Genomic DNA, 26980 nt, shown 5'->3' with positions numbered 1-26980 from the left:
ATGGCAAACAACGCTGATGTCATCATCGTCGGCGCGGGTCTGTCCGGTCTTGTCGCCGCAGCCGAACTCGCGGCGGCAGGCAAGCGCGTCATCATCGTCGAGCAGGAAGGCGAAAATGCCATCGGCGGGCAGGCCTTCTGGTCGCTGGGCGGGCTGTTTCTGATCGACACGCCCGAGCAGCGCCGTCTCGGCATCAAGGACAGCTTTGAGCTCGCCCGGCAGGACTGGATGGGCTCCGCCGGCTTCGACCGGCCGGAGGACCACTGGCCCAGGCAATGGGCCGAAGCTTACCTGCAATTCGCAGCCGGCGAAAAGCGCGCCTGGCTCCATTCGCTGGGAATGCGCTGGTTTCCCGTGGTCGGCTGGGCCGAGCGCGGCGGCGGCCTCGCCACCGGACACGGCAATTCCGTGCCGCGCTTCCACATCACATGGGGCACCGGCCCCGGCGTGCTCGCCCCCTTCGAACGTCTCGTGCGGGAAGCGGCCGCCAAGGGCCGCATCGCCATCAAATGCCGTCACCGCGTCAGCGCCATTCTCAAAACGAACGGCGCCGTCACCGGCGTCGCGGGCGAAATCCTTGAGCCCACCTCCACCGGGCGGGGCGAAAAATCGAGCCGTGAAGTCGTCGGTTCCTTCGAATTGTCCGCAAGCGCCGTCATCGTCACCTCCGGCGGCATCGGCGGCAATTTCGATCTCGTGCGCCAGAACTGGCCGCGCGACCGGCTGGGCGAGCCCCCAAGCAACATGGTCGCCGGCGTTCCTGACCATGTCGATGGCCGGATGATCGGCATTGCTGTCGAAGCAGGCGGCGCCACCATCAATACCGACCGTATGTGGCATTATACCGAGGGCCTGAAAAACTGGGCGCCCATCTGGACCAACCACGGCATCCGCATCCTGCCTGGTCCCTCCTCCCTCTGGTTCGACGCCAATGGCAACCGCCTCCCCGCCCCTTGCCTGCCGGGCTTCGATACGCTCGCCACGCTCAAGCATATCCTTTCCACCGGACATGATTATTCCTGGTTCGTCCTCACGCAGAAGATCATCGAAAAGGAATTCGCCCTCTCCGGCTCGGAACAGAACCCGGACCTGACCGGCAAGGATTGGAAGCTGCTCCTCAAGAGCCGTCTCGGCAAGGGCGCACCACCACCGGTAGAGGCTTTCAAAGAGCATGGCGAGGATTTCGTGGTCGCCAAGACCTTGCCCGAACTGGTCGAGGGGATGAACGCGCTGACCGGCGAGAAGCGGATCGGCCTCGACCATATGCGAACGCAGATCGAAGCGCGCGACCGCGAGATCGCCAACAAATTCTCCAAGGACGCGCAAGTGGTCGCCCTGCGCAGCACGCGCAACTATATCGGAGACAGGCTGGTGCGCACGGCAAAACCACACCGCATCCTCGACGCTGAGGCCGGCCCCCTCATCGCCGTGCGCCTGCACATACTGACGCGCAAGACCCTTGGCGGCCTGCACACCAATCTGCAAAGCCAGGTGCTGGACGCTTCAGGCGCGCCGGTCCCCGGTCTTTATGCGGCGGGCGAGGCCGCTGGCTTCGGTGGTGGTGGATATCACGGGTATAATGCGCTGGAAGGCACGTTTCTTGGTGGATGCATTTTCTCGGGGCGGGCAGCAGGGCGGGCGGCGGCGAAGGTGTAGGATCTAGACGGAGACGTCAGCGAGGCACCCCCTCTGCCCTGCCGGACATCTCCCGTAACTCTACAGTCGTCATCCTCGGGCTTGACCCGAGGATCCACGGCAAGGAAGCACCAACTTATCCATCGCCTCGACGCGCTCCAGTGAAGAGAACCCGCCCAATATTTCGTCAGATAAATTAATGATCCCGTTGCGGGGTGATAACAGCGTTTTCGCCCCCTTGCCGTGGATCCTCGGGTCAAGCCCGAGGATGACGACTGTAGGGGTGGGGAGATGCCCGGCAGGGCAGAGGGGGGTGTTTCGCGAATCCCTCGAAAGGGCCCCCCTACCTCCCCCTCAATCCAGCTCTATCTTCGCGCTCTCCACAACCGGCTTCCACTTGGCAAGTTCCGCCGTCACATGCTTGCCCAGCTCCTCCGGCGTCGAACCGACAATCGTGGCGCTGAAATCCTTCATGCGCGCGACGACGGCGGGGTCCTTCATCGCATTATTCGCGGCTTCATTGAGCTTGGCGACAACCTCCGGCGGTGTTCCGGCGGGGGCGAAGAGTGCGTTCCAGGTGTAGGTCTCGTAACCGGGAATGCCGGATTCGGCGACCGTCGGCACATCGGGGAAGGAAGCGGCGCGTTCCTTTGTGGTGACGGCCAGCGCACGAAGCGTGCCCGCCTTGATGTGTCCGGAAGAGGAAGGCAGATTGTCGAACATGATCGGCACCTGATTGCCGATCACATCGTTCAGCGCCGGCCCGGAACCCTTGTAAGGCACATGCTGCATGTTGACACCGGCCATGCTCTTGAACAATTCGCCGGAGAGATGCAGCGGTGTGCCGTTGCCTGATGACGCATAGCTCTGGCCATCAGGATCGGCCTTCAGCAGCGCCAGCAATTCCGCGACATCCTTTGCCGGCAGCTTGGGGTTCACCACCAGCACATTCGGCACGATGGCGAGCAGGGACACCGGCGCGAAATCCTTTTCCGCGTCATAGGGCTTGGTCTTGAAGATGAGCGGATTCAACGCGTGCGTGGCGACCGTCCCCATCAGGATCGTGTAGCCATCCGGCTCCGCGCGGGCCACGCGACCGGCGCCGAGGCTCCCACCCGCGCCGCCGACATTCTCCACGATGACCTGCTGGCCGAGACCCGCCGACATCTTCTCCGCGATGATGCGCGCAACCACATCCGTCGAGCCGCCCGCCGCGAACGGCACGACGAGCGTGACCGCGCGTTCCGGAAATTGCTGGGCGCTGGCGGGGCTATTCAGCGCCAGTGAAGCCAGCATGGTGGTGCCGATGGCCATGAGCGCACGGCGGGTAATCATGGAAAATGCCACGTTCTTCTCCTCCCAAGAGCAACGTTAAACCCCCGACAGAATAGACCGGCACGACAAGGAAGCAAGGGCAGATAGAATCTAACCGGCGGCGCTCTTCTCAGCGGCAAAAGCCTGCCCGCCATGATCGAACTGCAGCTTGGCCAAACGCGCATAAATCCCGCCGAGTGCGACAAGGCTCGCATGGGTGCCCTCCTCCACGATCCGCCCCTGATCGAGCACGAGGATGCGATCGGCCTTGAGCACGGTCGCCAGCCGGTGCGCGACGACCAATGTCGTGCGCCCCTGCATGAGATGCTCCAGCGCCTTCTGCACCAGCATTTCACTTTGCGCATCGAGCGCCGACGTCGCCTCGTCGAGCAACAGGATCGGCGCGTTGCGTAAGATCGCGCGGGCGATGGCGATACGCTGGCGCTGGCCGCCGGAAAGCGTCACGCCACGCTCGCCAACTTGCGTGTCATAGCCGTTTTCGAGCGCCAGGATGAAATCATGCGCGAGCGCGGCCTTCGCCGCCGCCTCGATCTCCGCCTCGCTGGCGCCCGGTCTCCCGAAACCGATATTGTCTCGTATGGAAGCGGCGAAGATCGCCACATCCTGCGGAACGACTGCAATGCGGCGGCGCACATCGAGCGGATCGGCGTCGCGCAAGTTCACGCCATCCATGGCGACAGTGCCCGATTGCGGATCGTAATAGCGCAGGATCAGTGAGAAGACCGTGCTCTTGCCCGCCCCCGATGGGCCGACGATTGCAATGGTCTCGCCGGGCTTCGCCTCGAAGCTGATATCGTTCAACGACGGCGCATCGGGCCTTCCCGGATAGCTGAAGCTCAACTGATCGAAAACAAGCGCGCCGCGCCCCGGTTCCGGCATGGCTATCGTGTGAACCGGGGCGGCAATCGCCGGCTTCTCTCCCAGCAATTCCGTCAGCCGCTCGGTGGCTCCCGCAGCCTGCGCCAGTTCCCCCCAGACCTCCGACAGCGCGCCCAATGCCCCCGCCGCGAACACCGCATAAAGCAGGAACTGGCCGAGCGTGCCGGGTGTCATAGTTCCATTCAATACATCGCGCGAGCCGAACCACAGCACCGCCACGACGCTGGAAAACACCATGAAAATGGCGAAGGCCGTCAGGAATGCCCGCGCCAATACCGACGCACGGGCAGCCTGAAACGCGTCATCCACGGCGTTGGCAAAACGCTTGGTCACCAGCGACTCGTTGGTGAAGGCCTGCAGCGTCCGCACCGCCGATATCTGCTCGCCCGCATAGGCCGTGGCATGGGCCAGCATGTCCTGCGCCGCGCGTGAACGGCGGCGCACGGAACGCCCGAAGGCGATGAGCGGCAGCACGACCAGCGGAATGGCGGCGATCACCAGCCCCGAAAGCTTCGGGCTGGTGACAACCATCATTGCAATCGCGCCGAGGCCGAGGATGAGATTGCGCAGCGCCATCGAGGCGGTCGCGCCCACGGCGGATTTGATCTGCGTGGTATCGGCGGCAAGCCGGGAGACGATCTCGCCCGAAAGCGTCCGGTCGAAGAAATCAGGCGACAATGTCGTCACATGGGAAAACACGTCGCGGCGCAGATCGGCGACGACTCTCTCGCCGAGCGTGATGACGAAATAATAGCGCGCGGCGGAAGCGCAGGCGAGGACAGCGGCGAGCACCACCAGCATACCGAAATAATCATTGACGAAATTGCTGTTGGCTGCGGTGAAGCCATGGTCCACCATGCGGCGCACCGCCAGCGGCAGCGTCAGCGTCGTCGCGGCGGCAAGCACCAGCGCGACAATGGCGCCCGCCACCAGGCCCTTGTAGCGGCCAAGATAGGGCGCAAGGCGGCCCAGCGGCGTCATGGACCGTCGATCCCGGCTGGCTGCCTTGATCCCGGTCTCGGTCGAAGATATCTGCGCCATTGCTTCCTGATGTTTGGGATTGTTATTGCCGTCCGGCTGATGTATAGGCTCGCCAACGCTTTTGGAAGCCGTAGTCTTTTTGGGCTGCGGCTTCAAGTTTGCCATTGGGCGGATGTGCCGCAGTTTCGCGCGTCGGGACGTGGTTCACGCCAGAATCCTTCAGGAATGTGACCGATGAAAGCCAATATCCATCCCGATTACCACACCATCAAGGTCGTGATGACCGATGGCACCGAATACATGACCCGTTCGACCTGGGGCAAGGAAGGCGATACGATGAACCTCGATATCGATCCGACCACCCATCCGGCCTGGACCGGCGGCACGGGCACCCTCGTCGACCGCGGCGGCCGCGTCTCCCGCTTCAAGAACCGCTTCGGCAATCTGGGTATCTAAACCGGCTTTCAGGTTTGATTATCGAAAAACCCCGCTTCGTGAACTGACCCCCGAAAGTTGGATGTCAACCTTCGGGGGTCAGTTCACGAAGCGGGGTTTTTTGCTATTATGACAGCGCTATGGCGCAACCAGTTTCAGCTATATCGATCACCGGAAGCTCCCACACCGGCAAGACGACACTTGCTATCCGGCTAGCCGACCGGCTGGGTTGGCCGCTCATCTCCACGGATAAACTCGCCCGTCATCCGGGGCGCCCATGGCGGGATATCCCTCCCGCCGTCGCCGAATTTTATGCAAACCTTTCGCCTGAAACCATCTACTGGTTCTTGCGAGTGCACCATGAAAATATGTGGCCCGCGCTGAAACAGAAGATTGAAGCTGAGGCTCTCGCTGGACACCCATTCGTTATCGAAGGCTCCGCGCTTCGCCCGGAATATTTGGCGACGTTGAATTCCACGGGGATGGTGGTCGTATGCCTCTATGGGGAAACGGATTTTTTGCGCGACCGGATGCATCGTGAGGCGGGGTATGAGGAAGCCGATGCGTACCAGCGGGTACGGATCGGCAAATTCATCGAGCGGTCTCTCCGCGATAATGCGGAAATGCGGGCAGCGGCACAAACGCACGGCATGAGAATTGTGGATGCCAGCGATGCCGCTGCCATGGAAACGCTTCTCCATATGCTTATCGAAAAGGCAACTGCTTAGGCTGTTGTATTGGTCGGAGATGCTGGTGGGACAGTACCCCCCTCTGCCCTGCCGGGCATCTCCCCCTCAAGGGGGGAGATTAGCTGGGAGGACCGATTTCGCCAATCTTCAACGCTGCAGAATAAAGCACCATCATCAATGAAGGCCAATCTCCCCCCTTGAGGGGGAGATGCCCGGCAGGGCAGAGGGGGGTATATCCAGTTGGATCTTCCGTTCAAATGAACGGCTGAACAAAAAACTCCCGGACGAAGCCGGGAGTCTATAAGCACCGAACGTTTAAAAAATCACGCGCTCAGCTTTTCCATAACCTCATCGCTGACCTCGAAATTCGTATACACATTCTGCACATCGTCATCGTCTTCGAGCACATTGAGCAGCTTGAGCAGCGAGCGGGCCTTTTCCTCGTCCAGTTCCGTGTTGGTCTGCGGCTTCCAGATCGTCTTGATCGATTCCGCCTCGCCCAGCGCCGTCTCTAACGATTTCGACACCTCGCCGATATTTTCGAAGGCGCAGATGACCACATGGCCGTCTTCGTCCGACTGCACGTCGTCGGCGCCGGCCTCGATGGCCGCTTCCATCACCTTGTCGGCATTGCCGGTGCCCGGCTTGTAGACGATCTCGCCCACCCGGTCGAACATGAAGGACACCGATCCGGTCTCGCCCATCGCGCCGCCGGCCTTGGTGAAGGCCGCGCGCACGTTGGAAGCGGTGCGGTTGCGATTATCGGTCAGCGCCTCGACGATGACCGATACGCCGCCGGGGCCCCGCCCTTCGTAACGCACCTCGTCGTAATTCTCGCCGTCATTGCCCGCGGCCTTCTTGATGGCGCGCTCGATATTGTCCTTGGGCATCGATTGCGCCTTGGCGTTCTGGATCGCCAGACGCAGGCGCGGGTTCATCGCCGGGTCGGGCAGCCCCTGCTTGGCCGCAACCGTGATTTCGCGGCCGAGCTTGGAAAAGATTTTCGACCGCACGGCATCCTGCCGGCCCTTGCGGTGCATGATGTTCTTAAATTGTGAATGGCCAGCCATGGCACCCCTGCAACTTCCCAGGCATTTTGCAGCCGGATAACATTCGGCATCGCATAAATGCGGCTAAACAAAAGAATCCCGGCCTTATAGAAAAAATGGCCGCCCGCGTCCAGAGACCCCTACAATCGTCATCCGAAGTCCTCGGATTTAAACCTGAGGATGACGAACTGTGTTGGATCGTATAAGGACATGAGCCTTATTCAGGATAGGAGACTACTCTCATGCCCGACACGACATCAACGGCAATCCGCGCTTCGTTCAGCCCCTTGAGGCTCGACAGCCGCTCGACGGCTACGAAGATCGCCGCCGTACTGGCCGGTACGCTCATTCTCGCCGTCACCTCGCAGATCGAGGTGCCGATGCTCCCCGTTCCGATTACGCTGCAAACCTTGATCGTGCCGCTGATCGGCGCGCTCTATGGCTGGCGGCTGGGCGCGCTGACGGTTCTCGCATGGCTCGTCGAAGGCGCGATGGGCCTGCCGGTACTGGCGGGCGGCATGGGCGGCCTGCCCTTCTTCGCTGGCCCCACCGCCGGTTATCTCGCTTCCTTCCCCATCATCGCGGCTCTCACCGGCTGGCTCGCCGAGCGCGGCTGGAACGGGCGCAACGTGCTCCTCGCCTTCACCTCCTTCCTTGCCGCCAACGCGCTTTGCCTTATGCTTGGCGCGGCATGGCTTTCCACGCTCGTCGGTTTTGAAAAGGCCGTTGCCTTCGGCGTAACGCCCTTCCTCATCGGCGCGCTCATCAAATCGGCGCTGGGCGCGGCGATCCTGAAGGCATCGGTGCGCTAAATTGACGACAATTAGCCCTTCACCATCCGCATAAGGGTGAAGGGCGGTTAGCGCCCCTCAGTTCGGAAGACGAAATGAGCCTTAAGCGAATCGAACATGTCCAGCTAGCGATTCCGCCAGGCGGTGAAGATGCCGCTCGCCGCTTTTACGCTGACGCGCTGGGAATGACGGAGATGCCGAAGCCTGCAAATCTGGCCAAACGAGGCGGCTGCTGGTTTGCGTCCGGCGACGTACGCGTACACCTGGGGGTACAGACCGATTTCCATCCCGCCACGAAGGCTCATCCGGCATTTGTGGTTGATGATCTGGAAAGCCTCCGCGCGCGTCTCAATGCGGCGGGGTTCGCTTGCAAAGACGACGAGCCACTTACCGGCTTTTACCGCACCTATGTATCGGATCCATTCGGCAACCGGATTGAGTTGATGGAAGCCATGGTCACGGAAAGCCCCTAAATGACGGTCCGCCTGCGCGCGCATCATCTTCTCTGCATGCTGACCTATGTCGGCAAGGGCTACAGCCCCGCTTTCATCGCCAATTACGATAGAATAGCGGGGCGGCTTGCGGGGGGAGAGGATATTCTGCTGGTGACGGGGCCGGACGATATCTGCGCCCCGATTTTGAACGACAGCGACTGCCACTGCTTCCGGGAAAGCGTCACGGAACGGGACGCCAAGGCTATCGAAGCGGTATCGAGGCTCCTCGCCCGCCCCCTTGATCCCGGCAGCCGGATCAATCTCGACGCCGGTATGCTCACCACGATGCGCAACGCCTTCGCGGCGGGGAAAACCCGGCAGGCCTGCCGGGAATGCGAATGGTTCGAGCTTTGCTCATCCGTGGCGGATGGCGGGTTTGCCGGAGCAAAAATCGCCATCCCCTGACAAGCCATCCCTTACGCCTTCGGCGCGTTCTTCTTCCGTCTGCGCGCCAGCATGTTCAGCCCCTCCACCAGCGCGGAGAAACCCATCGCCGCGTAGATGTAGCCCTTCGGCACATGGTAGCCCATGCCGTCGGCGATCAGCGTCATGCCGATCATCATCAGGAAGCCCAGCGCCAGCATGACGATGGTCGGATTGGCGGCGATAAATTTCGACAGCGGATCGGCGGCAAGCAGCATCACCGAGACGGCTGCAATCACCGCGATCACCATGATGGCGATCTCGTCGGTCATGCCGACCGCCGTAATGATCGAGTCGATGGAGAAAACGAGGTCGAGCAGCAGGATCTGGCTGATCGCCGCGCCCATCGTCAGTTGCACCGCGCTACCGACCATGCTGTCCTTGTGATCTTCCGGATCGACCGTATGATGGATTTCCTTCGTCGCCTTCCACACCAGGAACAATCCGCCGGCGATGAGGATCAAATCGCGCCAGGAGAAGCCGTGGCCGAACAATTCGAAAACCGGCGCGGTCAACTGGACGATGATCGAGATGGTGAAAAGCAGCGCCAATCGCAGCACAAGTGCGGCGCCGATGCCAAGCCGCCTTGCGCGGGCCTGCTGCTCCGGCGGCAACTTGTTGGTGAGGATCGAGATAAAGATCAGATTGTCGATGCCAAGCACGACTTCCATGACGACGAGGGTGGCAAGCGCCGCCCAGCCGGCCGGCTCGGAAAGAAATGACAGATGCTCGGCGATGAAATTCATACCCGGTGTCCCCTTAAAACAATAATACAGCTCGGTAGGTAGGGAACACCCTGCCCACCGTCAATGGACCATGTAGCCAAGCGCCCTCGTGGTTCGAGGCTCGTTGCGCTTCGCTTCACTCACACCTCACCATGAGGACTACTGAAACGCCGGCGCCCTTCATCCTCATGGTGAGGTGCGGAGCGAAGCGGAGCCTCGAACCACGAGGATGAAGGGTTATGACTATGCCCAAAAATCCGGGATCGTTTCTTGCAACCGAGGGCCGATGCGCAAGGGTGCGATCTTTTCGGCAAGTCCGGTGCGGTCGGATATCTCCACGCAGACGCCGGAGAGCGTCGCCGGGCCATTCGCCGCCTCAAAACGCCCCTTCGGCACTTTGGATAGAAAGCGATTGAGCGGTTCTTCCTTGTCCATTCCGAGCGAGGAATCGTAATCGCCGCACATGCCCGCGTCGGACATATAGGCCGTTCCGCCGTTCAAGATCTGCCAGTCGGCGGTCGGCACATGCGTGTGCGTGCCGACGACGAGGCTGGCGCGGCCATCGACGAAATGGCCGAAACACTGCTTCTCGCTGGTGGCCTCGGCATGAAAGTCGAAGATCACCGCATCGGCCTGCTCGCCAAGCGGACAAGCGGCAAGGATTTCTTCCGCCGCCTGGAACGGATCGTTGAGATCGGGATGCATGAACACCCGGCCCATGATGTTGGAGACGAGCACGCGCGCGCCGTTGCGCGCGAGATAGACGCCCGCACCCTTGCCGGCGGTGCCTGCGGGGAAATTGGCGGGACGCAGAAACCGTTCCTCGCGCCGGGCGAATTCCAGCGCCTCGCGCTGGTCCCAGACATGGTTGCCGGTGGTCACCACATCGGCGCCGGCCTGGAGCGTATGGTTGAAAATCTCCTCGGTGATACCGAACCCGCCCGCAGCGTTTTCGCCGTTCACCACGACGAAATCCAGCTTCAAATCGGCAACGAGGCCCGGCAGCTTTTCATACACCGCCGTGCGCCCCGACCGGCCCACCATATCGCCAAGAAAAAGAAATCTCATCGCCTGCCTTTATCAGGCAGGCATAATGGGACGCAAGCCGCTCTCGGTGAGGATTTGTTGAAGATGTACGTCATGCGGCTCGTGGGGCACCTGGTCCACTTCCTGACAATCGAAGGCAAGACCGATCAAGAGCGGATGCAAACCCTTCTCCGCCAGCCGCGCCAGCGCGCGGTCATAATGCCCGGCGCCATAGCCGATGCGGCCGCCATGGCGGTCGAAGGCGGCGAGCGGAACGAGCATGATTTCGGGATCAAGCATCGGCGCGTCCAGCGCCGGCCCCATCGTGCCAAATCCGCTCGCGATGAGCGGAGCGCCCTCTGAGAATTCACGAAAGACGATGGTTTCGCGATTCTGCACCACAGGCAGGCAAAGCCGCGCACCACGCTCACGCAAGTTGGAGAGAAGCGGACAAGGATCGATCTCGGAGCGGATCGGCCAAAAGCCGGAGATTGAGGCGCCGGGTTCGAAGGCGATGTTCGCGCCATGCTTCATGACCGCCAGCGACGCATCAGTGCGATAATCGGCATCAAGCGCATCGCGCCGAGCAAGCGCCTCTCGCCGCAATTGGGCTTTCTGTTCTTTACGGCCCATACCAGTCGCCCCCTTTGGCGTTACGGCCATCCATTCCCTCCTGTCGTCATCCTCGGGCTTGACCCGAGGATCCACGGCAAGGAGGCATTGGCATTTCCGCCGCCCCGGCGCGTTCCAGCGAAGAACCCCGCCTAATATTTCATCAGGTAAATTTATGATCCCGTTACTGATGATAGCAGCGTTTCCGCCTCCTTGCCGTGGATCCTCGGGTCAAGCCCGAGGATGACGACGATAGGGACGAGAAATACCCGGCAGGCCAGAAAGGCTGCCACCAGCGAGGTGGCGACCACACAACCGATGGAGAGGTTGATCCCGGAAACCTACAAAGTAGGTGGGCGCCGTGTAGAAAAGCCCAGGGGCCTTTCCAGGGACAGCTCCCTAGGATCAATTAAGGCCCCGGGGAATAAGTTACTCCTGTCGCGAAGCGCAGTACGCCGATGACGAATATAGGATGGTGTGTCCTGATAGGCTAGAGGGAGTAAGAAATAAGAGAGCATGTTTTATATACTCCCCTACTCCCCTGCTCCCCTGCTTCCTAATTTCACCGCCATCGCCTCGATGCGCTGGACCATTTCGGAGAGCGCGCCCGTCAGCATCGAATCATTCTTGTCGGCCTTGCTCAAGGCGTCGTCGCGCGAGCGGCGCAGCGTTTCCGCTTCGTTTTCGAGGCCTTTCAGGCGCTTCTGCAGTTCGTTGAGCTCGTCCATCACCATGATGCCGGCCATCACGGTCAGCCGCTGATCGCCGATTTCACCGAAATTGGTTTTCAGATGCGTGACATAGCGGTCGAAGCGCTCTGCCAGTCCGGTGAGATGCTGCTCCTGCCCCTCGTCGCAGGCCATGCGATAGGCCTTGCCGTCGATCGTTACCGTCACCGTCGCCATGCGATTTTCTCCTACCGGTCCAGCACGGTGCGGATGGTTTCCATCGCTGTGACAAGACGCCGCGAAACTTCGCGATTCGCGGCTTCGAGACGCTCGGCGCGGGATTCGGAAATGTCCAGCTCCTGCGCCAGCCGGCTGCGGTCGGTGTTCATGCGCTGCACCTCCTCCTCGGCTTCCGCATAGTCGATCTCTTTCTCAAGCCTGAGATCGACCGCCTCCTCCAGCGCGCCCAGCGCCCTGTCCAGCCTGTCCATGACCTGCCTGAGGGTCGTTTCCGCTGCCATGCCTTATTTAATCCCCTCTTGCAACTTGTCGTGCAAACCCATTGCTTGAAAACGGCTCTTTGAAAATATTAGTGCCTGCTTTGATTGTGCGCAACAAGTCACGCCGGCCACGAAAAAGTCATACACTGTTATCGCCTTCATTATGACTTTTTGCTGGCAATGCACAAGTTCGCCGCATCGGCCCGGGGGCAGCCCATGGAACCCAATAGCGAAGCTATGGTTTTGTTGACTCCACTTCCCTACCTGCTATGTGTCGCGTGCTTTTCCGATATCGCCGGAGCCGGCGCGCGCAAGTCCCTGATCAAAGACGGACGAGACCCATGACCAATTCCGAAAATCTCAACCAGATGGCAAATGCAATCCGCTTCCTGTCGATGGATGCGGTGGAGAAGGCCAATTCCGGCCATCCCGGCCTGCCGATGGGCGCGGCCGACATCGCCACGGTTCTCTATACCCGCTTCCTCAAATATGATCCGAAGAACCCGCATTGGCCCGACCGCGACCGTTTCGTCCTGTCCGCCGGCCATGGTTCGATGCTGCTCTATTCCGTCCTCTACCTCACTGGCTATGAGGACATGACGATCGATGAGATCAAGAATTTCCGCCAGCTGGGCTCGCGCACGGCGGGCCATCCTGAATATGGCCATGCGGCGGGAATCGAGACGACCACAGGCCCGCTCGGCCAAGGCCTCGCCAACGGTGTCGGCATGGCGCTGGGCGAGCGCATCATGAATGCGCAGTTCGGCGACGATCTGGTCGATCATTACACCTATGTGCTCGCGGGCGACGGCTGCCTGATGGAGGGCATCAGCCAGGAGGCCATCGCGCTTGCCGGCCATCTGAAGCTCAACAAGCTCATCGTCTTCTGGGACAACAACTCGATCACCATCGACGGCCCCGTATCGCTCTCCGATAACACCGACCAGCCCGCGCGCTTCGCTGCGTCCGGCTGGAACACGATCTCCGTCGACGGCCACGATCAGGAGGCCATCACGAAGGCCATCGAGCAGGCCCACGCCTCCGACAAGCCGACGATGATCGCCTGCAAGACGACCATCGGCTTCGGCGCCCCCAACAAGGCGGGCACCAACAAGGTGCACGGCTCGCCGCTCGGCGCGGATGAAATCGCAGCCACGCGCAAGGCGCTTGGCTGGGAGGCGGAGCCTTTTATCGTGCCCGCCAATATTCTCGATGCCTGGCGCGCCGCCGGTCGCAGTGGAGAGTCCACGCGCGAGGCCTGGGAAAAGCGCCTCGCCGGCGCCGATGCCGATAAACGCGCTGAATTCGAGCGCCGTATGAGCGGCGATTTGCCTGGGGGTTTTGAACAGGCCATCAACGATTACAAGAAGAAGGTTTCCGCGGAAAAGCCGAAGGTGGCGACCCGCAAGGCCTCCGAGATGGCGCTGGAAATCATCAACGGCGTGCTGCCGGAAACCATCGGCGGCTCCGCCGATTTGACCGGCTCCAACAACACCAAGACCAGCCAGACCAAGCCGATCACGCCGGGCGATTATAGCGGCCGCTATGTCAATTACGGCATTCGCGAGCATGGCATGGCGGCGGCGATGAACGGCCTGACGCTGCATGGCGGCATCATCCCCTATGGCGGCACCTTCCTCACCTTCTCCGATTATTGCCGCCCGGCCATGCGCCTGTCGTCGCTGATGGGCATCCGCGTCGTCTATGTCATGACGCATGATTCCATCGGCCTTGGCGAAGACGGTCCGACGCACCAGCCGGTCGAGCAGCTTGCCGCCCTGCGCGCCATTCCCAACAACATGGTGTTCCGTCCCGCCGATGTGGTGGAAACCGCCGAGTGCTGGGAACTGGCGCTGAAATCGACAAAGACGCCTTCGACCCTGGCGCTGACCCGCCAGAACTTGCCGACGGTGCGCACCGAGCATACCGAGGAAAACCTCTCCGCCTACGGCGCCTATGAGCTGGCGGCGGCAAGCGGCGACGCCAAGGTGACGATCTTTGCCACCGGATCGGAAGTCGAGATTGCGCTGGGCGCCCGCGCCGCGCTGGAAGAAAAGGGCATCCCCGCGCGCGTCGTCTCCGTTCCCTGCTTCGAACTGTTCGACAAGCAGACGCCCGCCTACCAACAGGCGACGCTCGGCAATGCTCCGGTCAAGATCGCGGTCGAGGCGGCGATTTCGCTCGGCTGGGAACGCTTCATCGGCGAAAACGGCGTCTTCATCGGCATGAAGGGCTTCGGCGCCAGCGGCCCCATCGAGGACCTCTACAAGCATTTCGGCATCACGGCGGAAGCCGTCGTCGAAGCGGCTGAAAAGAAATTGAAAGCCGCCTAAAGCGGCTTCCCCCACCGGACATTTAAAAACACCTTTGCTCGCAAGTCAGGGAGACAGTGGAAATGGCAGTTCGCGTCGCAATCAACGGGTTTGGCCGCATCGGTCGCAATATCCTTCGCGCCATCGTGGAATCCGGCCGCACCGACATCGAGGTCGTGGCGATCAACGATCTGGGCCCGGTGGAAACCAACGCCCATCTGTTGCGCTATGATTCGGTCCACGGTCGCTTCCCGGCTGACGTCAAGGTCGAGGGCGACAGCATCGTCATCGATGGCGGCAAGCCGATCAAGGTGACCGCGATCAAGAACCCCGCCGAACTGCCGCACAAGGAACTGGGCGTCGATATCGCCCTGGAGTGCACCGGCATCTTCACGACACGCGAAAAGGCCGCCGCGCACCTCACCGCCGGCGCCAAGCGCGTTCTCATTTCCGCGCCCGCCGAAGGCGCCGACCTGACGGTTGTCTATGGCGTCAACGACCACAAGCTGACCAAGGACGATCTGGTCATCTCCAACGCCTCCTGCACGACCAACTGCCTTGTTCCGGTCGTCAAGGTTCTCGATGACGCGGTTGGCATCGACCATGGTTTCATGACCACCATCCACTCCTACACCAACGATCAGCCATCGCTCGATCAGATGCACAAGGATCTCTACCGCGCCCGCGCTGCGGCACTGTCGATGATTCCGACATCAACAGGTGCGGCAAAGGCGGTAGGCCTCGTGCTGCCGCATCTGAAGGGCAAGCTCGACGGCTCCTCGGTGCGCGTACCAACCCCGAACGTCTCGGTCGTCGATTTCAAGTTCGTCGCCAAGCGCGACACGACCGTCCAGGAAGTCAACGACGCCATCAAGGCCGCCGCCAAGGACGGCCCGCTGAAGGGCATCCTCGCCTACACCGAGGAGCCGCTCGTCTCGCGCGACTTCAACGGCGACCCGCATTCCTCGATCTTCGCCATCGACCAGACCAAGGTCATGGAAGGCAACTTCGTGCGTATCCTCACCTGGTACGACAACGAATGGGGCTTCTCCAACCGCATGGCCGACACGGCTGTGGCTATCGCAAAGGTGATGTAGAGTTGAATTAAGTGGATTCGGAATTGCGAGGCGACACCCCCCTCTGCCCTGCCGGGCATCTCCCCCTCAAGGGGGGAGATTGTCCTTCATCAATGACGGCACTTACCTTGCTACGTCCGCGATTGAGTGCCGAACTATGAGAGCTTAATCTCCCCCCTTGAGGGGGAGATGGCTGGCAAGCCAGAGGGGGGTGCTGTGCCCCGCCAACGTTTCCATCCAACACCGGAGAAAACCGATGACCTTCCGCACCCTTGACGATGCCGATATCGCCTCCAAACGCGTTCTTCTCCGGGTCGATCTGAACGTCCCCATGGCCGATGGCGAGGTGACGGACGCCACGCGCATCGAGCGCGTCGTGGACACGATCTCCGAACTTTCGAACAAGGGTGCAAAAGTCATCCTGCTCGCCCATTTCGGTCGCCCAAAGGGTGCGCCGTCAGGTGAATTCTCGCTGCATCAGGTTGTAAAGGCGCTGGAGAAACATCTCCACAAGCCCGTCGCTTTCGCCGAAGATTGCATCGGCGAAAAGGCGGCAAGCGCTGTCGGCGCCATGAAGGACGGCGATATCCTGCTTCTGGAAAACACCCGTTTCCACGCAGGCGAGGAAAAGAACGATCCCGATTTCGCCAAGGCGCTGGCTGCCAACGGCGACATCTATGTCAACGACGCCTTTTCCGCGGCCCACCGCGCCCACGCCTCGACGGAAGGCGTCGCCCGTCTGCTCCCCGCCTATGCCGGCCGCGCCATGCAGGCCGAGCTTGAAGCGCTGGAAAAAGGTCTTGGCGAGCCCGCCCGCCCCGTCGTGGCGATTGTCGGCGGCGCCAAGGTTTCCTCCAAGATCGATCTCCTGATGAATTTGGTCCAGAAGGTCGATGCGCTCGTTATCGGCGGCGGCATGGCCAATACCTTCCTCGCCGCGCTCGGTGTCGGTGTCGGCAAATCGCTTTGCGAGCATGATCTTGCCGAAACCGCCCGCCAGATCATGGCCAAGGCGGAGGAGACCAAATGCGCCATCATCCTGCCCGTCGATGCCATCGTCTCCTGGCATTTCCAGGCGGACGCGCCCAATCATGCTTATGGCCTCGACGCGATTCCCGCTGACGGCATGATTCTCGATGTCGGCCCGCAATCGATAGAGCGCATCCAGGGCGCCATCGATGATGCCGCGACCTTGGTCTGGAACGGCCCGCTCGGCGCATTCGAGCTCCGCCCCTTCGACAAGGGAACCATCGCCGCCGCGCGCCATGTCGCGGCCCGCACCAGGGAAGGCAAGCTCGTCTCGGTCGCCGGCGGCGGCGACACGGTCGCCGCGCTCAACCATGCCGGGGTGGCGGATGATTTCAGCTACGTCTCGACGGCCGGCGGCGCCTTCCTCGAATGGATGGAAGGCAAGCCGCTGCCGGGTGTGGATGTGTTGAAGAAGCAGGGGTGATAAGCGGGATCTGACACGCTGCCCACTGGAACGCACCGTGTATTATGGAAAAGTCAGTGCTCCCTTGCCGTGGATCCTCGGGTCAAGCCCGAGGATGACGACTATAGAGAGAGCATTGCTAAATGGCAGGCGCAACGCTTGCACATTGGCGACTTCGTTCCTCCCCCGTCATCCTCGGGCTTGACCCGAGGATCCACGGCAAGGGAGCGCAAATGTTGCTCTCATTTTGCGGCGGTATCGTAGGCGGTGCGGTGAATAGAGCCTCGAAGCGAGGCACACCTTACCCCTCCACAGAAAAAGTGATCATTCTAAATCGGTTGAAATAAATTCAATCGTTTCAATGATTTGCGCCGCCGTTTCGTTTGTTTCACTCTTTTGTTATGCGGGTTTTCAACCTGAACCAAAGAGTGGAGCTTCGATATGGCCGCCCCAATAGAACGTCTCGAGGATATTGCGATTGCCATGGTTGCCGATGGCAAGGGCATTCTTGCCGCCGATGAAAGTTCGGCGACGATCAAGAAGCGGTTCGACACGATAGGCCTCGCTTCCACGGAAGAAAGCCGCCGCGATTATCGCGAGATGCTGTTCCGTTCCGAAGGCATGAAAAAATATATCTCCGGCGTCATTCTCTATGACGAGACCATCCGCCAGAACGCCGCCGACGGTACGCCCCTTGCCGATATCATCCGCCAGGCGGGCAGCATTCCCGGCATCAAGGTCGATGCCGGGGCGAAGCCGCTGGCAGCCTTCCCCGGCGAAACCATCACCGAGGGGCTCGATGGCATGCGTGAGCGTCTCGCAGAATATTACGCGCTCGGCGCGCGCTTCGCCAAATGGCGCGGCGTGATTTCCATTTCAGACAGCCTGCCTACCTGGGGCGCGGTCAAGCAGAACGCGCAGGCCCTCGCCCGCTACGCCGCGCTCTGCCAGGAAGCCGGCATCGTTCCGATCGTCGAGCCGGAAGTGCTAATGGACGGCAAGCCCGGCGATCATTCCATCGACCGCTGCTATGAGGTCACGCAATGGGTACTGAAGACGGTCTTCGCAGAGCTTTACGACGCGCGCGTCATACTGGAAGGGATGATCCTGAAGCCCAACATGGTCATCGACGGCAAGAACGCCCGCAAGGCCTCCGTCGAGGAAGTGGCGGAAAAGACCGTGCGCTGCCTGAAATCGACCGTGCCCGCCGCCGTGCCGGGCATCGCCTTCCTCTCCGGCGGCCAGTCGGACGAGGAAGCGACGGCGCATCTCTCCGCCATGAACGCGAATTTCGACCTGCCGTGGAAGCTCACCTTCTCCTACGGCCGCGCCTTGCAGGCTGCGGCCTTGAAGGCCTGGGGCGGCAAACCGGAAAACGTCGCCGCCGGACAACGCGCCTTCACCCACCGCGCCCACATGAATTCGCTGGCCGCGCTCGGCGGGTGGGAACCGGAACTCGAAAAGGCTGCGTAAGATAGCCCCAAATTCGTAGAACAAGGCCCGGATCGCCCGATCCGGGCTTTTTCGTTTGTAGCTTCATGCTCCTGACAGAAAGCTGTCAGGAGGGGTATGCGATGATGCTCTCATGAAAAGATCAAGGGAGAAACACAATGGGCATCGTCATAGCTCCGATTTTAAGTGCGATCGCGCACTTTCGTCGCAAACTTAGAGAACGTCGCAGCAGAGCGCATACCAAGCGTCTGATCAACAATCTGCCACGTCACGTCCAAAAGGATATAGGCTGGTCCGGTAGCTGCGAGGAATGGCAGCCGGGCAATTGGCAGCTGTCCTCCAATGCGAGAAAGCGGTAAAATGCGCCGTAAACTCGATTGGAGAGCATGAAAATGGCAGAAAACAAGACGATTGGCCTCGTTTTCATCGAGGGTTACGCCGATTGGGAATTCGGCTTTCTTTCGGGAGCAGCGGTGGGCGAATTCGCCGCGCGTGTTGTCGCGCTCTCGCCGGAAGGCCAGCCGGTCACGTCCATCGGCGGGCTGCGCCTGACGCCGGAACGTGGCGTCTCGGCTGAGGAGAATGTCGATCTCGACGCTATCGCGGTCATCGGTTCGGAAGGATGGTTTAGCGACACTCCTCCTGACATTGCGCCATTGCTCCTGTCCGTTCATGCGCGCGGGGGAATTGTCGGCGGCATTTGCGGCGGCACGCTGCCGCTCGCACGCGCCGGCCTTTTCTCCGGTCGTCCCCACACCAGCAACCGCGCTGGATGGATCGAAGGCAAGATCGGCGCATACGACGGCGCGGAGCATTATCGCGACGTGCCGCATGCGGTCAGCGACGGCCGGATCGTCACCGCTGCCGGCACGGCTCCGGGGACCTTCGCCACGGCCTTCCTCGAAGCGCTCTATCCGGCGGAAACCGCTAAAATTCAAGACATAAGCGGGATGCTGTCTCGCGAATATGGCCGGGTGTAATCCATGCGGCGCGCTGATCGTCTTTTCCAGATCGTGCAACGCCTGCGTGGCGGCAGGCTGGTGACCGCGCGGCAATTGTCCGAACGGCTGGAAGTATCCGAGCGCACCATCTACCGCGACATCGCCGATTTGCAATCGACAGGCGTTCCCATCGATGGGGAAGCCGGTGTCGGCTACATCATGCGCGAAGGTTTCGATCTGCCGCCGCTGATGTTTACGCGCGATGAGATCGTCGCCCTCGTCGTGGGCGCAAGGCTTGTCCGTGCCTGGGGCGGCGCGTCCATGGCGCGCGGCGCGGAGGAAGCGCTCATCAAGATCGAAGCGGTATTGCCGAAGGAGGATCGCTCGCGCATCGCCAACACGCAAGTCCATGCCCCCGCCGCCTATTTGAGCGAGCAGGAGCGGCGGATCATCGATATCGTCGAGCGCGCGGTCGATGGCGGCAGTGTGCTGACCATTCAATATCGCGATCTGGAAGGGCGCGAAAGCGGCCGCGATATCCGCCCGCTCGGCCTCTGGTTCTGGGGCAAGGTGTGGACAGTCATCGGCTGGTGCGAATTGCGAACCGCCTTCCGCACCTTCCGCACCGACCGCATCTCGCTGGCCAGCGATTCAGGCCGCCGCTTCCGCCCCGAACGCGGCAAGACGCTGGCCGATTTTTACCGACAGATGGAGATGCGGGAGTTCAATGCCTACAGGGAGCAGTATTGAGGCCTGCGGCCAGTGAGCAGTGAGCAGTGAGCAGTGAGCAGTGAGCAGTGAGCAGTGAGCAGAAATAAATTCACGGCTCACGGCTCACTGCTCACTATCTCACTGCTCACTTCTATATTCCTATTCTTCGTCTTCCTCATCACTCCGCGAACCTTTCAGCGATGAAAGCTTGGCGAAAATCTTGTCGGCGTCGAGCTCCTGATCTTCGGACGGCTGATCGCGATAATCGCGGTTTTCCGTCGCCGAAGCCGGAAGCAGTGTGCCGCCGGTCTCCTCCGGCGTGGCCGGACGGTTGCGCGAGGCGCGTTCGACTTCAAGGTCGAGATCGATCTGCGAGCAGAGACCGAGCGTCACCGGGTCCATCGGCTGCAGGCTGGCGGAATTCCAGTGCGTGCGGTTGCGGATCTGCTCGATGGTCGATTTCGTCGTACCGATGAGGCGCGAAACCGCCGCATCCTTCAGTTCCGGATGGTTGCGCACCAGCCAGAGGATCGCGTTGGGGCGGTCCTGACGCTTCGATAGCGGCGTATAACGCGGTCCCTTGCGCTTGGTTTCCGGCACCCGAACCTTCGGCTCCGAGAGCTTCAGCTTGTAGTTAATGTCCTTCTCCCCCCGCGCGATTTCCTCGCGGGAAAGCTGGCCTGTAATGACGGGATCGAGGCCCTTGATGCCCTGCGCGGCCTCGCCATCGGCAATCGCCTTCACCTCAAGCGGATGCAGCTTGCAAAAATTCGCGATCTGGTCGAAGGACAGCGCGGTATTGTCGACAAGCCAGACGGCCGTTGCCTTCGGCATAAGAAGCTGGGTGGCCATTAGATATAGTCCTCTTGTTCGTCCGCTCCGGGGGCGCGGGCCGTGGGTAACCACAAATTTCCGGGAAATCACTGCTTATATAGCGACCTTTTCGGCATGGGGCAAGAAAAGCTGAAACAAACTTGCCGTGCATGAATTTGGGGTTTCATGAAACCGTCACGAGACTGTCATCGCACTGAAATGAAGCTGCATGAGGAGTGAGCCGATAACAGGGAGCCTCACTCATGCAACGCCGTTCCGTCTATCTCGCCCTTCTCACCGCGCTGACCGCATCCGCCGCTTTTCCAGCGGTCGCCGAGCCGATTTTCAACCGCATCGCTACTTTTCCGGTGGCAAAGAACCTCCCCGCCGATGCCGACAAAAAGGCGACGACCTCAGCGGAGATCATCGCCGCTTCGCCTGACGGCAACACGCTGGTCTATTCCGACAGCCCCTATGGCGGCATTGGCTTTGTCGACATCACTGACCCCGCCCAGCCGAAGCCGGGTGGTACCCTCAAGGTGGAAGGCGAGCCGACCTCGGTGATCGTCGTGGGCGGAAAGGTGCTCGCGGGCGTCAATACCTCGGAAAGCAAGGCGAAACCCTCGGGCCGTCTCGATGTCATCGATCTCGCGACCCGCAAGGTGGAATCCAGCTGCGATCTCGGCGGCCAGCCCGATTCGGTCGCGGTTTCGCCCGACAAGGCGTTCCTTGCCGTGGCGATCGAGAACGAGCGCGATGAGGACCTGAACGACGGCGAGTTGCCGCAACTGCCGGGCGGCGATCTCAAGATCGTGCCGCTGAAGGATGGCGCGCCCGATTGCGCCGGGATCAAAACCGTCGCGCTGACCGGCCTTTCGGAAATTGCTCCGGAAGACCCGGAACCGGAATTCGTCTCGTTCAATGGCAAGAACGAAATCGCCGTGACGATTCAGGAAAACAACCACATCGCCATCCTCGATGCGGCGAGCGGCAAAATTGTCTCGCATTTCTCCGCCGGCAGCGTCGATCTCGACGGCGTCGATACCAAGTCCGACGGGACGCTTGCCTTCGATGGCAGCGTAAAAGGCGCCCTGCGTGAACCGGATGCGGTGAAATGGCTCGATGACAACCGCCTCGTCGTCGCCAATGAGGGTGACTACAAGGGCGGCTCGCGCGGCTTCACCATTTTCAGCCGCGACGGCAAGGTGCTCTACGAATCAGGCTCGTCGCTGGAGCGGAAGATCGCCGAGATCGGCCACTATCCCGACAAGCGCTCAGGCAAAAAGGGTGTTGAGCCGGAAGGCATCGAAGTCGCGACCTTCAATGGCGTGAAATACATCTTCGTCGCCGCCGAGCGGTCCTCCATCGTCGCGGTCTACAAGGATACCGGCGGCGAGCCGGAATTCGTCCAGCTCCTGCCCTCCGGCATCGCGCCGGAAGGTCTCGTTGCGATACCGGGCCGCGATTTGCTGGTCACCGCCAACGAATCCGATCTGGTGGAAGATGGCGGCGCCCGTTCGCATGTGATGGTCTACAAGCTGGAAGACGGCAAAGCGGCCTATCCGCAGATTATCTCTGCTGACAAGGAGATCGGCTGGGGCGCGCTTTCCGGCCTCGTCGCCGATCCAAAGGAGCCGGGCAAGGTCTATGCCGTATCCGACTCCTTCTATTCGACCGCGCCGACGATCTTCACCATCGACGCGACCAAGCAGCCCGCTGAAATCACCAAAGCGTTGACCGTGACGCGCGGCGGTCATCCGGCGCAGAAGCTCGATCTCGAAGGCATCACCACCGATGGCGATGGCGGCTTCTGGCTGGCCAATGAGGGCGATGCCAAGAAGCTCGTCCCCCATGCCATTCTGCAGGTCAACAAGAAGGGCGAGATCAAGCAGGAAATCGCCCTGCCTGAGGAAGTTCTGGCAGGCCAGACCCGCTTCGGCCTCGAAGGCATCACCCGCGTCGGCGAAGGCGACGACACGACGCTCTGGATGGCCGTGCAGCGCGAATGGGCTGATGATCCGAAGGGAACCGTCAAGCTCCTCAGCTACAAGCCGAAGGCCAAGGGTGGGGAATGGACGGCGGTCCGCTATCCGCTCGACAAGACCGAGTCCGGCTGGGTCGGCCTTTCCGAAATCACCGCCCATGACGGCCAGCTCTATATCGTCGAGCGCGACAATCTGATCGGCGACAAGGCGGTCAACAAGAAGCTCTACCGGGTCGCGCTGGACGGGTTGAAGCCCGCGAAGCTCGGCGGTGAGTTGCCTGTCGTCCAGAAGACGCTCGTGCGTGATTTCATGCCCGATCTGAAGAAGACCAACGGCTATGTCGCCGACAAGCTCGAAGGCTTCGCCATCGACAGCGAAGGCAACGGCTATGCCGTGACGGACAATGACGGCGTGGACGATTCCTCCGGCGAGACGTTGTTCTGGACGATTGGTAAGGTCCAGAAATAAGCCTCCCTTCCCCCTTGCGGGGAAGGTGCCCGCGGAGCGGGCGGATGGGGGTGGTGAAATGTCGAGCATAATCGTCGCCACCCCCACCCCGCTCACTTGCGTATCGCGACCCTCCCCGCAAGGGGGAGGGTAAGAAAGGCTTACGCCACATCCAGCACGATCTTGCCGATGTGCCGCCCTTCCTCCATCCGCTCATGCGCCCGCCAGGCATCGCGTAGCGGGAAGATCATATCCATGACAGGCGCAACCCGCCTTTCCGCCAGAAGCGGCCAGACCTTGGCCTCCAGCTCACGCGCAATTCCCGCCTTGAATTCCACCGAACGCGACCGCAGCGTCGAGCCGGTATGGGTCAGCCGCTTGGTCATCAGCTTGGAAAAATTGACCGTAGCTTTCGCGCCATTGAGAAAGGCTATCTGCACGATGCGCCCATCCATCGCCGCCGCATCGTAATTGCGCTCGATATAATCGCCGCCGACCATGTCGAGAATGACGTTCGCGCCCTTCCCGTTCGTCGCCTCTTCGACGATCTTGACGAAATCTTCCGCGCGGTAATTGATCGCCCTGTCGGCGCCGAGCCGAAGACAGGCCTCGCATTTTTCCGCTGATCCTGCCGTCGTGATGACATAGGCACCGAAGGCGCTGGCAAGCTGGATCGCCGTCGTGCCGATGCCGGAAGAACCGCCGTGTACCAGAAGCGTCTCGCCGGCTTTCAGTCCGCCACGTTCGAAGACATTGTGCCAGACGGTGAAGAACGTCTCCGGAATGGCCGCCGATTCGACATAGCCATAGCCGGCGGGAAGTGGCAGGGCGTTGCTTTCATCCACCACGGCGAATTCCGCATAGCCGCCGCCGGCGACGAGCGCCATCACCTGATCGCCGACCTTGAAGCGCTTGACCTCGCCTCCCACCGCAGCCACCTCCCCGGCGATTTCCAACCCAGGAATATCCGATGCGCCTGATGGAGGCGGATAATATCCCTGCCTTTGCAGTATATCCGGGCGGTTTATGCCCGCCGCCCGCACATGCACCAGAATTTCAGTCAGGCCAGGGTTCGGCACGGTGCGTTTCACCGATTTCAGCGCATGCGGCCCGCCGGGCTCGGCGATCTCGATCGCCGTCATCCGGGAAGGTATGTTGAGAGCCATAGGGATCGCTCCTTGTCGAAGTGTTTGCATCTCTCGCTCATTGGAATGTATCCTTTGGCTTCTATGTGGCAATGGGCGGCGGGGAGGAACGCTGAGAGGAGAACGACATGGCGCTTTTCGACGACGAACAGCCGGTGAGGAAGACGATTCACGAAATCGGACAGGACCTTTCGCTCTTGTCGGTAGCGGAACTGGATGAACGCATCACCGCCCTTCGCGCGGAAATAGAACGGCTGGAGGCCGACAGGGACAAGAAGGACGCCAGCAAGGCGGCGGCGGAAGCGTTGTTTCGGTGAGGTTACTCCCTCTCCTTCCCCCTTGCGGGGAAGGTGCCCGCGTCAGCGGGCGGATGGGGGTGGTGACGTTTGCGCTTTTGCAGGAGACCGTGGTGTAGGCGTAACCACCCCCACCCGACCCTACGGGTCACCCTCCCCGCAAGGGGGAGGGAAGGCGCGAGCCGATTCCGCCAAATATGCCTCGCTTGAATACCACCTGCGCAACCATTTTCATCTTTCGCCATTATTCGGCCATGGGGGCTCTCTTCCCTCGATGGAAATCTTTGTTTACGCAAGCCCGGACGGAAAACCGCTTCGCACTTTTCCTGGGCTTGCTCTTGATTCGGGGGTCGTTTTGTTCCGTTCTTTCGTCCAGATATTCGCGCTTCTTTGCGGCACGGCATTTCTTCTGGCTGGGTCAGGCCTTCACGGCCTTCTCCTGCCCTTGCGCGGTGGTGACGCGGGCTTCGCCATCTCCTCTCTCGGTCTTCTTGGCACCGCCTGGGCGGGCGGTTTCATTGCCGGCTGCCTGCTCGCGCCACGGCTCGTTCGCCGTGTCGGTCATGTCCGTGCCTTCGGCTTTTTCGCCTCCTCCGCCGCGATCATCGCACTCATGACCGGCCTTTTTATCGATTCGACGGTGTGGATTATTCTACGCGCTTTCACCGGCTTCTCCATGGCGGGCGCGTTCATGGTCATCGAAAGCTGGTTGAACGAGCGCGCCACCAACGAAACCCGCGGTCAGATTTTCGGCCTCTACATGATGGTGAACTACGGCGCGGTGATGAGCGGCCAGATGATCGTCGCCGCCGGAGACGTGCGCAACGACGGCCTCTTCATGGTAACCGGCATCTTTCTCTGCCTGGCGCTGATTCCCACCGCCATATCCACCGCCAGCAGCCCGAAACCGCTCAGCGAAGTGCAGCTAGACCTGAAGGCGCTTTACAGGAATTCACCCGTCGCCTTCATAAGCTGCATCCTGATAGGCATCGCCAATGGCGCGTGGGGCACGCTCGGCGCCGTCTATGGCGCGGGTTCAGGGATCGACACCACTATGATCGCCCTGATGGTCAGCTTCACCATTCTCGCCGGTGCGCTGACGCAGATCCCCGTCGGACGCTTCTCCGACAAAATAGACAGGCGTTTCGTGCTCGCAAGCGTCGCCGGCGCATCCTCCCTGGTCGGGCTCGCCATATTCCTCATCGCCCCCACCAACGCCATCGTCATCCTGGTGATGACCGCGCTCTATGGCGGCCTCGCCTATGCGCTCTATCCGGTGGCAGTCGCCCATGCCAATGATTTCGCGGCTTCCGAGAATTATGTGAAAATTTCAGGCGGCCTGCTGTTGCTTTATGGCTTCGGCACCATGATCGGGCCGCTCGTTGCCGCCGCCGCAATGGAATATCTCTGGCCCGCGGCGTTGTTCGCCGTCACCGCGCTGGCGCATGTCTCGATCACCGCCTACGCCCTCGTCCGCTCACGGCAACGCGCGGCGCCTTCGGCAGCACAGAAGGACAGCTTTCAAAGCCTCCCCGAACGCGCCGCGACCCCGGAAGGCTTGAAACTCATTCCTCGCGCCGAAGGCGAGCAAAATTAGAGTTTGCTAGACTAAATTGGAGCGTCTTCCACCGGCCGTCATTCTCGGGCTTGTCCCGAGAATCTACCGTGGCCTGATCTGTCAGGACGGTAATCGCTTATCTTTTTCTTATGGCAGATTCTCGGGACAAGCCCGAGAATGACGGCAGAACAATGTGTGTCATCCTGCCCGCGTCGACAATCCTAAAACAAAAGCGTCGAGGCGCCTGCTCTCGTTGCAAGCGCCTCTCCCTCAATTTTTACTCAATGGCGGGTGACCTGCGTCTTCAGTTTTTCAATCTGGTCCTTGAGCAGCAGTTTCTTGCGCTTGAGACCGGCGATATGGAGATTATCCATTGCCGGGCAGGCCATCGCCTCGTCTATCTCTCTTTCGAGGGCGCCGTGCTTCTTCTCCAGCGTTGCAAGATGGATCTCAATGGCCATGATTGGTTCTCCTTCGGGTTGTTGTCCTTAAAAAGGCTCATAAAACCGACCGGATATGCGTCGATCGGGGTGATGAAGCAGCCTCCTGCTTTTAGCCGCACGACCTCAT

At 61.0% G+C, this 26980-nt stretch carries 26 protein-coding genes and 1 other RNA gene; 15 read left to right on the top strand and 12 right to left on the bottom strand.

Going from position 1 to position 26980, the window contains the following annotated elements; translation table 11 throughout:
- Nucleotides 1-1656, top strand: a complete 1656-nt coding sequence (locus C7477_RS06705; protein ID WP_110750381.1) for an FAD-binding dehydrogenase — start codon at nt 1-3, stop codon at nt 1654-1656.
- A gap of 333 nt (nt 1657-1989) precedes the next feature.
- Here C7477_RS06705 and C7477_RS06700 read toward each other — a convergent pair whose 3' ends face one another.
- Together C7477_RS06700 and C7477_RS06695 are read right to left on the bottom strand one after the other, a co-directional pair.
- A complete protein-coding gene (locus tag C7477_RS06700; protein WP_425373534.1) occupies nt 1990-2970 on the bottom strand; it encodes a Bug family tripartite tricarboxylate transporter substrate binding protein in 981 nt (326 codons plus the stop codon).
- 90 nt (nt 2971-3060) lie between these two features.
- Nucleotides 3061-4890, bottom strand: a complete 1830-nt coding sequence (locus C7477_RS06695) for an ABC transporter transmembrane domain-containing protein (protein ID WP_425373528.1) — start codon at nt 4888-4890, stop codon at nt 3061-3063.
- A gap of 174 nt (nt 4891-5064) precedes the next feature.
- Here C7477_RS06695 and rpmE point away from each other — a divergent pair, with 174 nt between their 5' ends.
- Together rpmE and C7477_RS06685 are read left to right on the top strand one after the other, a co-directional pair.
- Complete coding sequence (rpmE, locus tag C7477_RS06690) at nt 5065-5286, top strand: 50S ribosomal protein L31 (RefSeq protein WP_110750374.1); 222 nt, start codon at nt 5065-5067, stop codon at nt 5284-5286.
- 119 nt (nt 5287-5405) lie between these two features.
- Nucleotides 5406-5993: a nucleoside/nucleotide kinase family protein gene (locus tag C7477_RS06685; RefSeq protein WP_110750372.1), complete on the top strand. Its 588-nt coding sequence runs from the start codon at nt 5406-5408 to the stop codon at nt 5991-5993.
- A 284-nt stretch (nt 5994-6277) separates the two neighbouring features.
- Here C7477_RS06685 and C7477_RS06675 read toward each other — a convergent pair whose 3' ends face one another.
- On the bottom strand, nt 6278-7024 hold the full coding sequence (locus C7477_RS06675; RefSeq protein WP_110750370.1) for a YebC/PmpR family DNA-binding transcriptional regulator: 747 nt from the start codon (nt 7022-7024) through the stop codon (nt 6278-6280).
- A gap of 221 nt (nt 7025-7245) precedes the next feature.
- Here C7477_RS06675 and C7477_RS06670 point away from each other — a divergent pair, with 221 nt between their 5' ends.
- The 3 genes from C7477_RS06670 (at nt 7246) to C7477_RS06660 (ending at nt 8693) form a co-directional block, all read left to right on the top strand.
- On the top strand, nt 7246-7815 hold the full coding sequence (locus tag C7477_RS06670) for a biotin transporter BioY (RefSeq protein ID WP_110750368.1): 570 nt from the start codon (nt 7246-7248) through the stop codon (nt 7813-7815).
- A 74-nt stretch (nt 7816-7889) separates the two neighbouring features.
- Nucleotides 7890-8267 carry a VOC family protein gene (locus C7477_RS06665; protein ID WP_110750366.1) on the top strand — a complete coding sequence of 126 codons (378 nt, stop codon included), beginning with the start codon at nt 7890-7892 and terminating at the stop codon, nt 8265-8267.
- Nucleotides 8268-8693 carry a DUF1284 domain-containing protein gene (locus C7477_RS06660; RefSeq protein ID WP_110750364.1) on the top strand — a complete coding sequence of 142 codons (426 nt, stop codon included), beginning with the start codon at nt 8268-8270 and terminating at the stop codon, nt 8691-8693.
- A gap of 11 nt (nt 8694-8704) precedes the next feature.
- Here C7477_RS06660 and C7477_RS06655 read toward each other — a convergent pair whose 3' ends face one another.
- From C7477_RS06655 to C7477_RS06630, 6 genes are all read right to left on the bottom strand, one after another.
- A complete protein-coding gene (locus C7477_RS06655; RefSeq protein ID WP_110750362.1) occupies nt 8705-9457 on the bottom strand; it encodes a TerC family protein in 753 nt (250 codons plus the stop codon).
- Between the two features lie 222 nt (nt 9458-9679).
- Complete coding sequence (locus C7477_RS06650) at nt 9680-10504, bottom strand: TIGR00282 family metallophosphoesterase (protein WP_110750360.1); 825 nt, start codon at nt 10502-10504, stop codon at nt 9680-9682.
- A 12-nt stretch (nt 10505-10516) separates the two neighbouring features.
- On the bottom strand, nt 10517-11125 hold the full coding sequence (locus C7477_RS06645; protein WP_110750358.1) for a 5-formyltetrahydrofolate cyclo-ligase: 609 nt from the start codon (nt 11123-11125) through the stop codon (nt 10517-10519).
- Nucleotides 11126-11375: 250 nt separating this feature from the next.
- A non-coding RNA gene (ssrS, locus tag C7477_RS06640) (6S RNA) lies at nt 11376-11531 on the bottom strand.
- A 76-nt stretch (nt 11532-11607) separates the two neighbouring features.
- A complete protein-coding gene (locus C7477_RS06635; RefSeq protein WP_110750356.1) occupies nt 11608-11979 on the bottom strand; it encodes a cell division protein ZapA in 372 nt (123 codons plus the stop codon).
- Between the two features lie 11 nt (nt 11980-11990).
- Nucleotides 11991-12263 (bottom strand): DUF4164 domain-containing protein, encoded by a 273-nt coding sequence (locus C7477_RS06630; protein ID WP_110750353.1) that lies wholly within the window; start codon nt 12261-12263, stop codon nt 11991-11993.
- 320 nt (nt 12264-12583) lie between these two features.
- Between C7477_RS06630 and tkt the strand changes: the two genes are divergently transcribed.
- From tkt to C7477_RS06595, 6 genes are all read left to right on the top strand, one after another.
- Nucleotides 12584-14575: a transketolase gene (gene tkt, locus C7477_RS06625; RefSeq protein WP_110750351.1), complete on the top strand. Its 1992-nt coding sequence runs from the start codon at nt 12584-12586 to the stop codon at nt 14573-14575.
- A gap of 62 nt (nt 14576-14637) precedes the next feature.
- Complete coding sequence (gap, locus tag C7477_RS06620) at nt 14638-15651, top strand: type I glyceraldehyde-3-phosphate dehydrogenase (protein ID WP_110750349.1); 1014 nt, start codon at nt 14638-14640, stop codon at nt 15649-15651.
- Nucleotides 15652-15886: 235 nt separating this feature from the next.
- Complete coding sequence (locus C7477_RS06610; RefSeq protein WP_110750347.1) at nt 15887-17083, top strand: phosphoglycerate kinase; 1197 nt, start codon at nt 15887-15889, stop codon at nt 17081-17083.
- A 420-nt stretch (nt 17084-17503) separates the two neighbouring features.
- Nucleotides 17504-18535, top strand: a complete 1032-nt coding sequence (locus C7477_RS06605; protein WP_110750345.1) for a class I fructose-bisphosphate aldolase — start codon at nt 17504-17506, stop codon at nt 18533-18535.
- 371 nt (nt 18536-18906) lie between these two features.
- A complete protein-coding gene (locus tag C7477_RS06600) occupies nt 18907-19494 on the top strand; it encodes a DJ-1/PfpI family protein (protein ID WP_110750342.1) in 588 nt (195 codons plus the stop codon).
- A gap of 3 nt (nt 19495-19497) precedes the next feature.
- Nucleotides 19498-20205 (top strand): helix-turn-helix transcriptional regulator, encoded by a 708-nt coding sequence (locus C7477_RS06595; RefSeq protein ID WP_110750340.1) that lies wholly within the window; start codon nt 19498-19500, stop codon nt 20203-20205.
- 120 nt (nt 20206-20325) lie between these two features.
- Here C7477_RS06595 and C7477_RS06590 read toward each other — a convergent pair whose 3' ends face one another.
- On the bottom strand, nt 20326-21018 hold the full coding sequence (locus C7477_RS06590; protein WP_110750338.1) for a DUF1013 domain-containing protein: 693 nt from the start codon (nt 21016-21018) through the stop codon (nt 20326-20328).
- Nucleotides 21019-21242: 224 nt separating this feature from the next.
- On the opposite strand from C7477_RS06590, the gene C7477_RS06585 reads away from it, so the two are divergent.
- Nucleotides 21243-23432 (top strand): esterase-like activity of phytase family protein, encoded by a 2190-nt coding sequence (locus C7477_RS06585; RefSeq protein ID WP_110750336.1) that lies wholly within the window; start codon nt 21243-21245, stop codon nt 23430-23432.
- Between the two features lie 140 nt (nt 23433-23572).
- Here C7477_RS06585 and C7477_RS06580 read toward each other — a convergent pair whose 3' ends face one another.
- On the bottom strand, nt 23573-24577 hold the full coding sequence (locus C7477_RS06580) for an NAD(P)H-quinone oxidoreductase (RefSeq protein WP_110750334.1): 1005 nt from the start codon (nt 24575-24577) through the stop codon (nt 23573-23575).
- 107 nt (nt 24578-24684) lie between these two features.
- Between C7477_RS06580 and C7477_RS06575 the strand changes: the two genes are divergently transcribed.
- A complete protein-coding gene (locus C7477_RS06575; protein ID WP_110750332.1) occupies nt 24685-24873 on the top strand; it encodes a DUF1192 domain-containing protein in 189 nt (62 codons plus the stop codon).
- A 334-nt stretch (nt 24874-25207) separates the two neighbouring features.
- Nucleotides 25208-26449, top strand: a complete 1242-nt coding sequence (locus C7477_RS06570) for an MFS transporter (protein WP_245411748.1) — start codon at nt 25208-25210, stop codon at nt 26447-26449.
- Between the two features lie 242 nt (nt 26450-26691).
- Here C7477_RS06570 and C7477_RS06565 read toward each other — a convergent pair whose 3' ends face one another.
- Complete coding sequence (locus C7477_RS06565; RefSeq protein ID WP_181418371.1) at nt 26692-26874, bottom strand: YdcH family protein; 183 nt, start codon at nt 26872-26874, stop codon at nt 26692-26694.
- Between the last annotated feature and the right edge of the window lie 106 nt (nt 26875-26980).

It is taken from the genome of Paramesorhizobium leguminum (assembly GCF_003217235.1).
GTDB lineage: Bacteria > Pseudomonadota > Alphaproteobacteria > Rhizobiales > Rhizobiaceae > Paramesorhizobium > Paramesorhizobium leguminum.
This window is presented reverse-complemented; position numbering and strand designations above follow the sequence as displayed.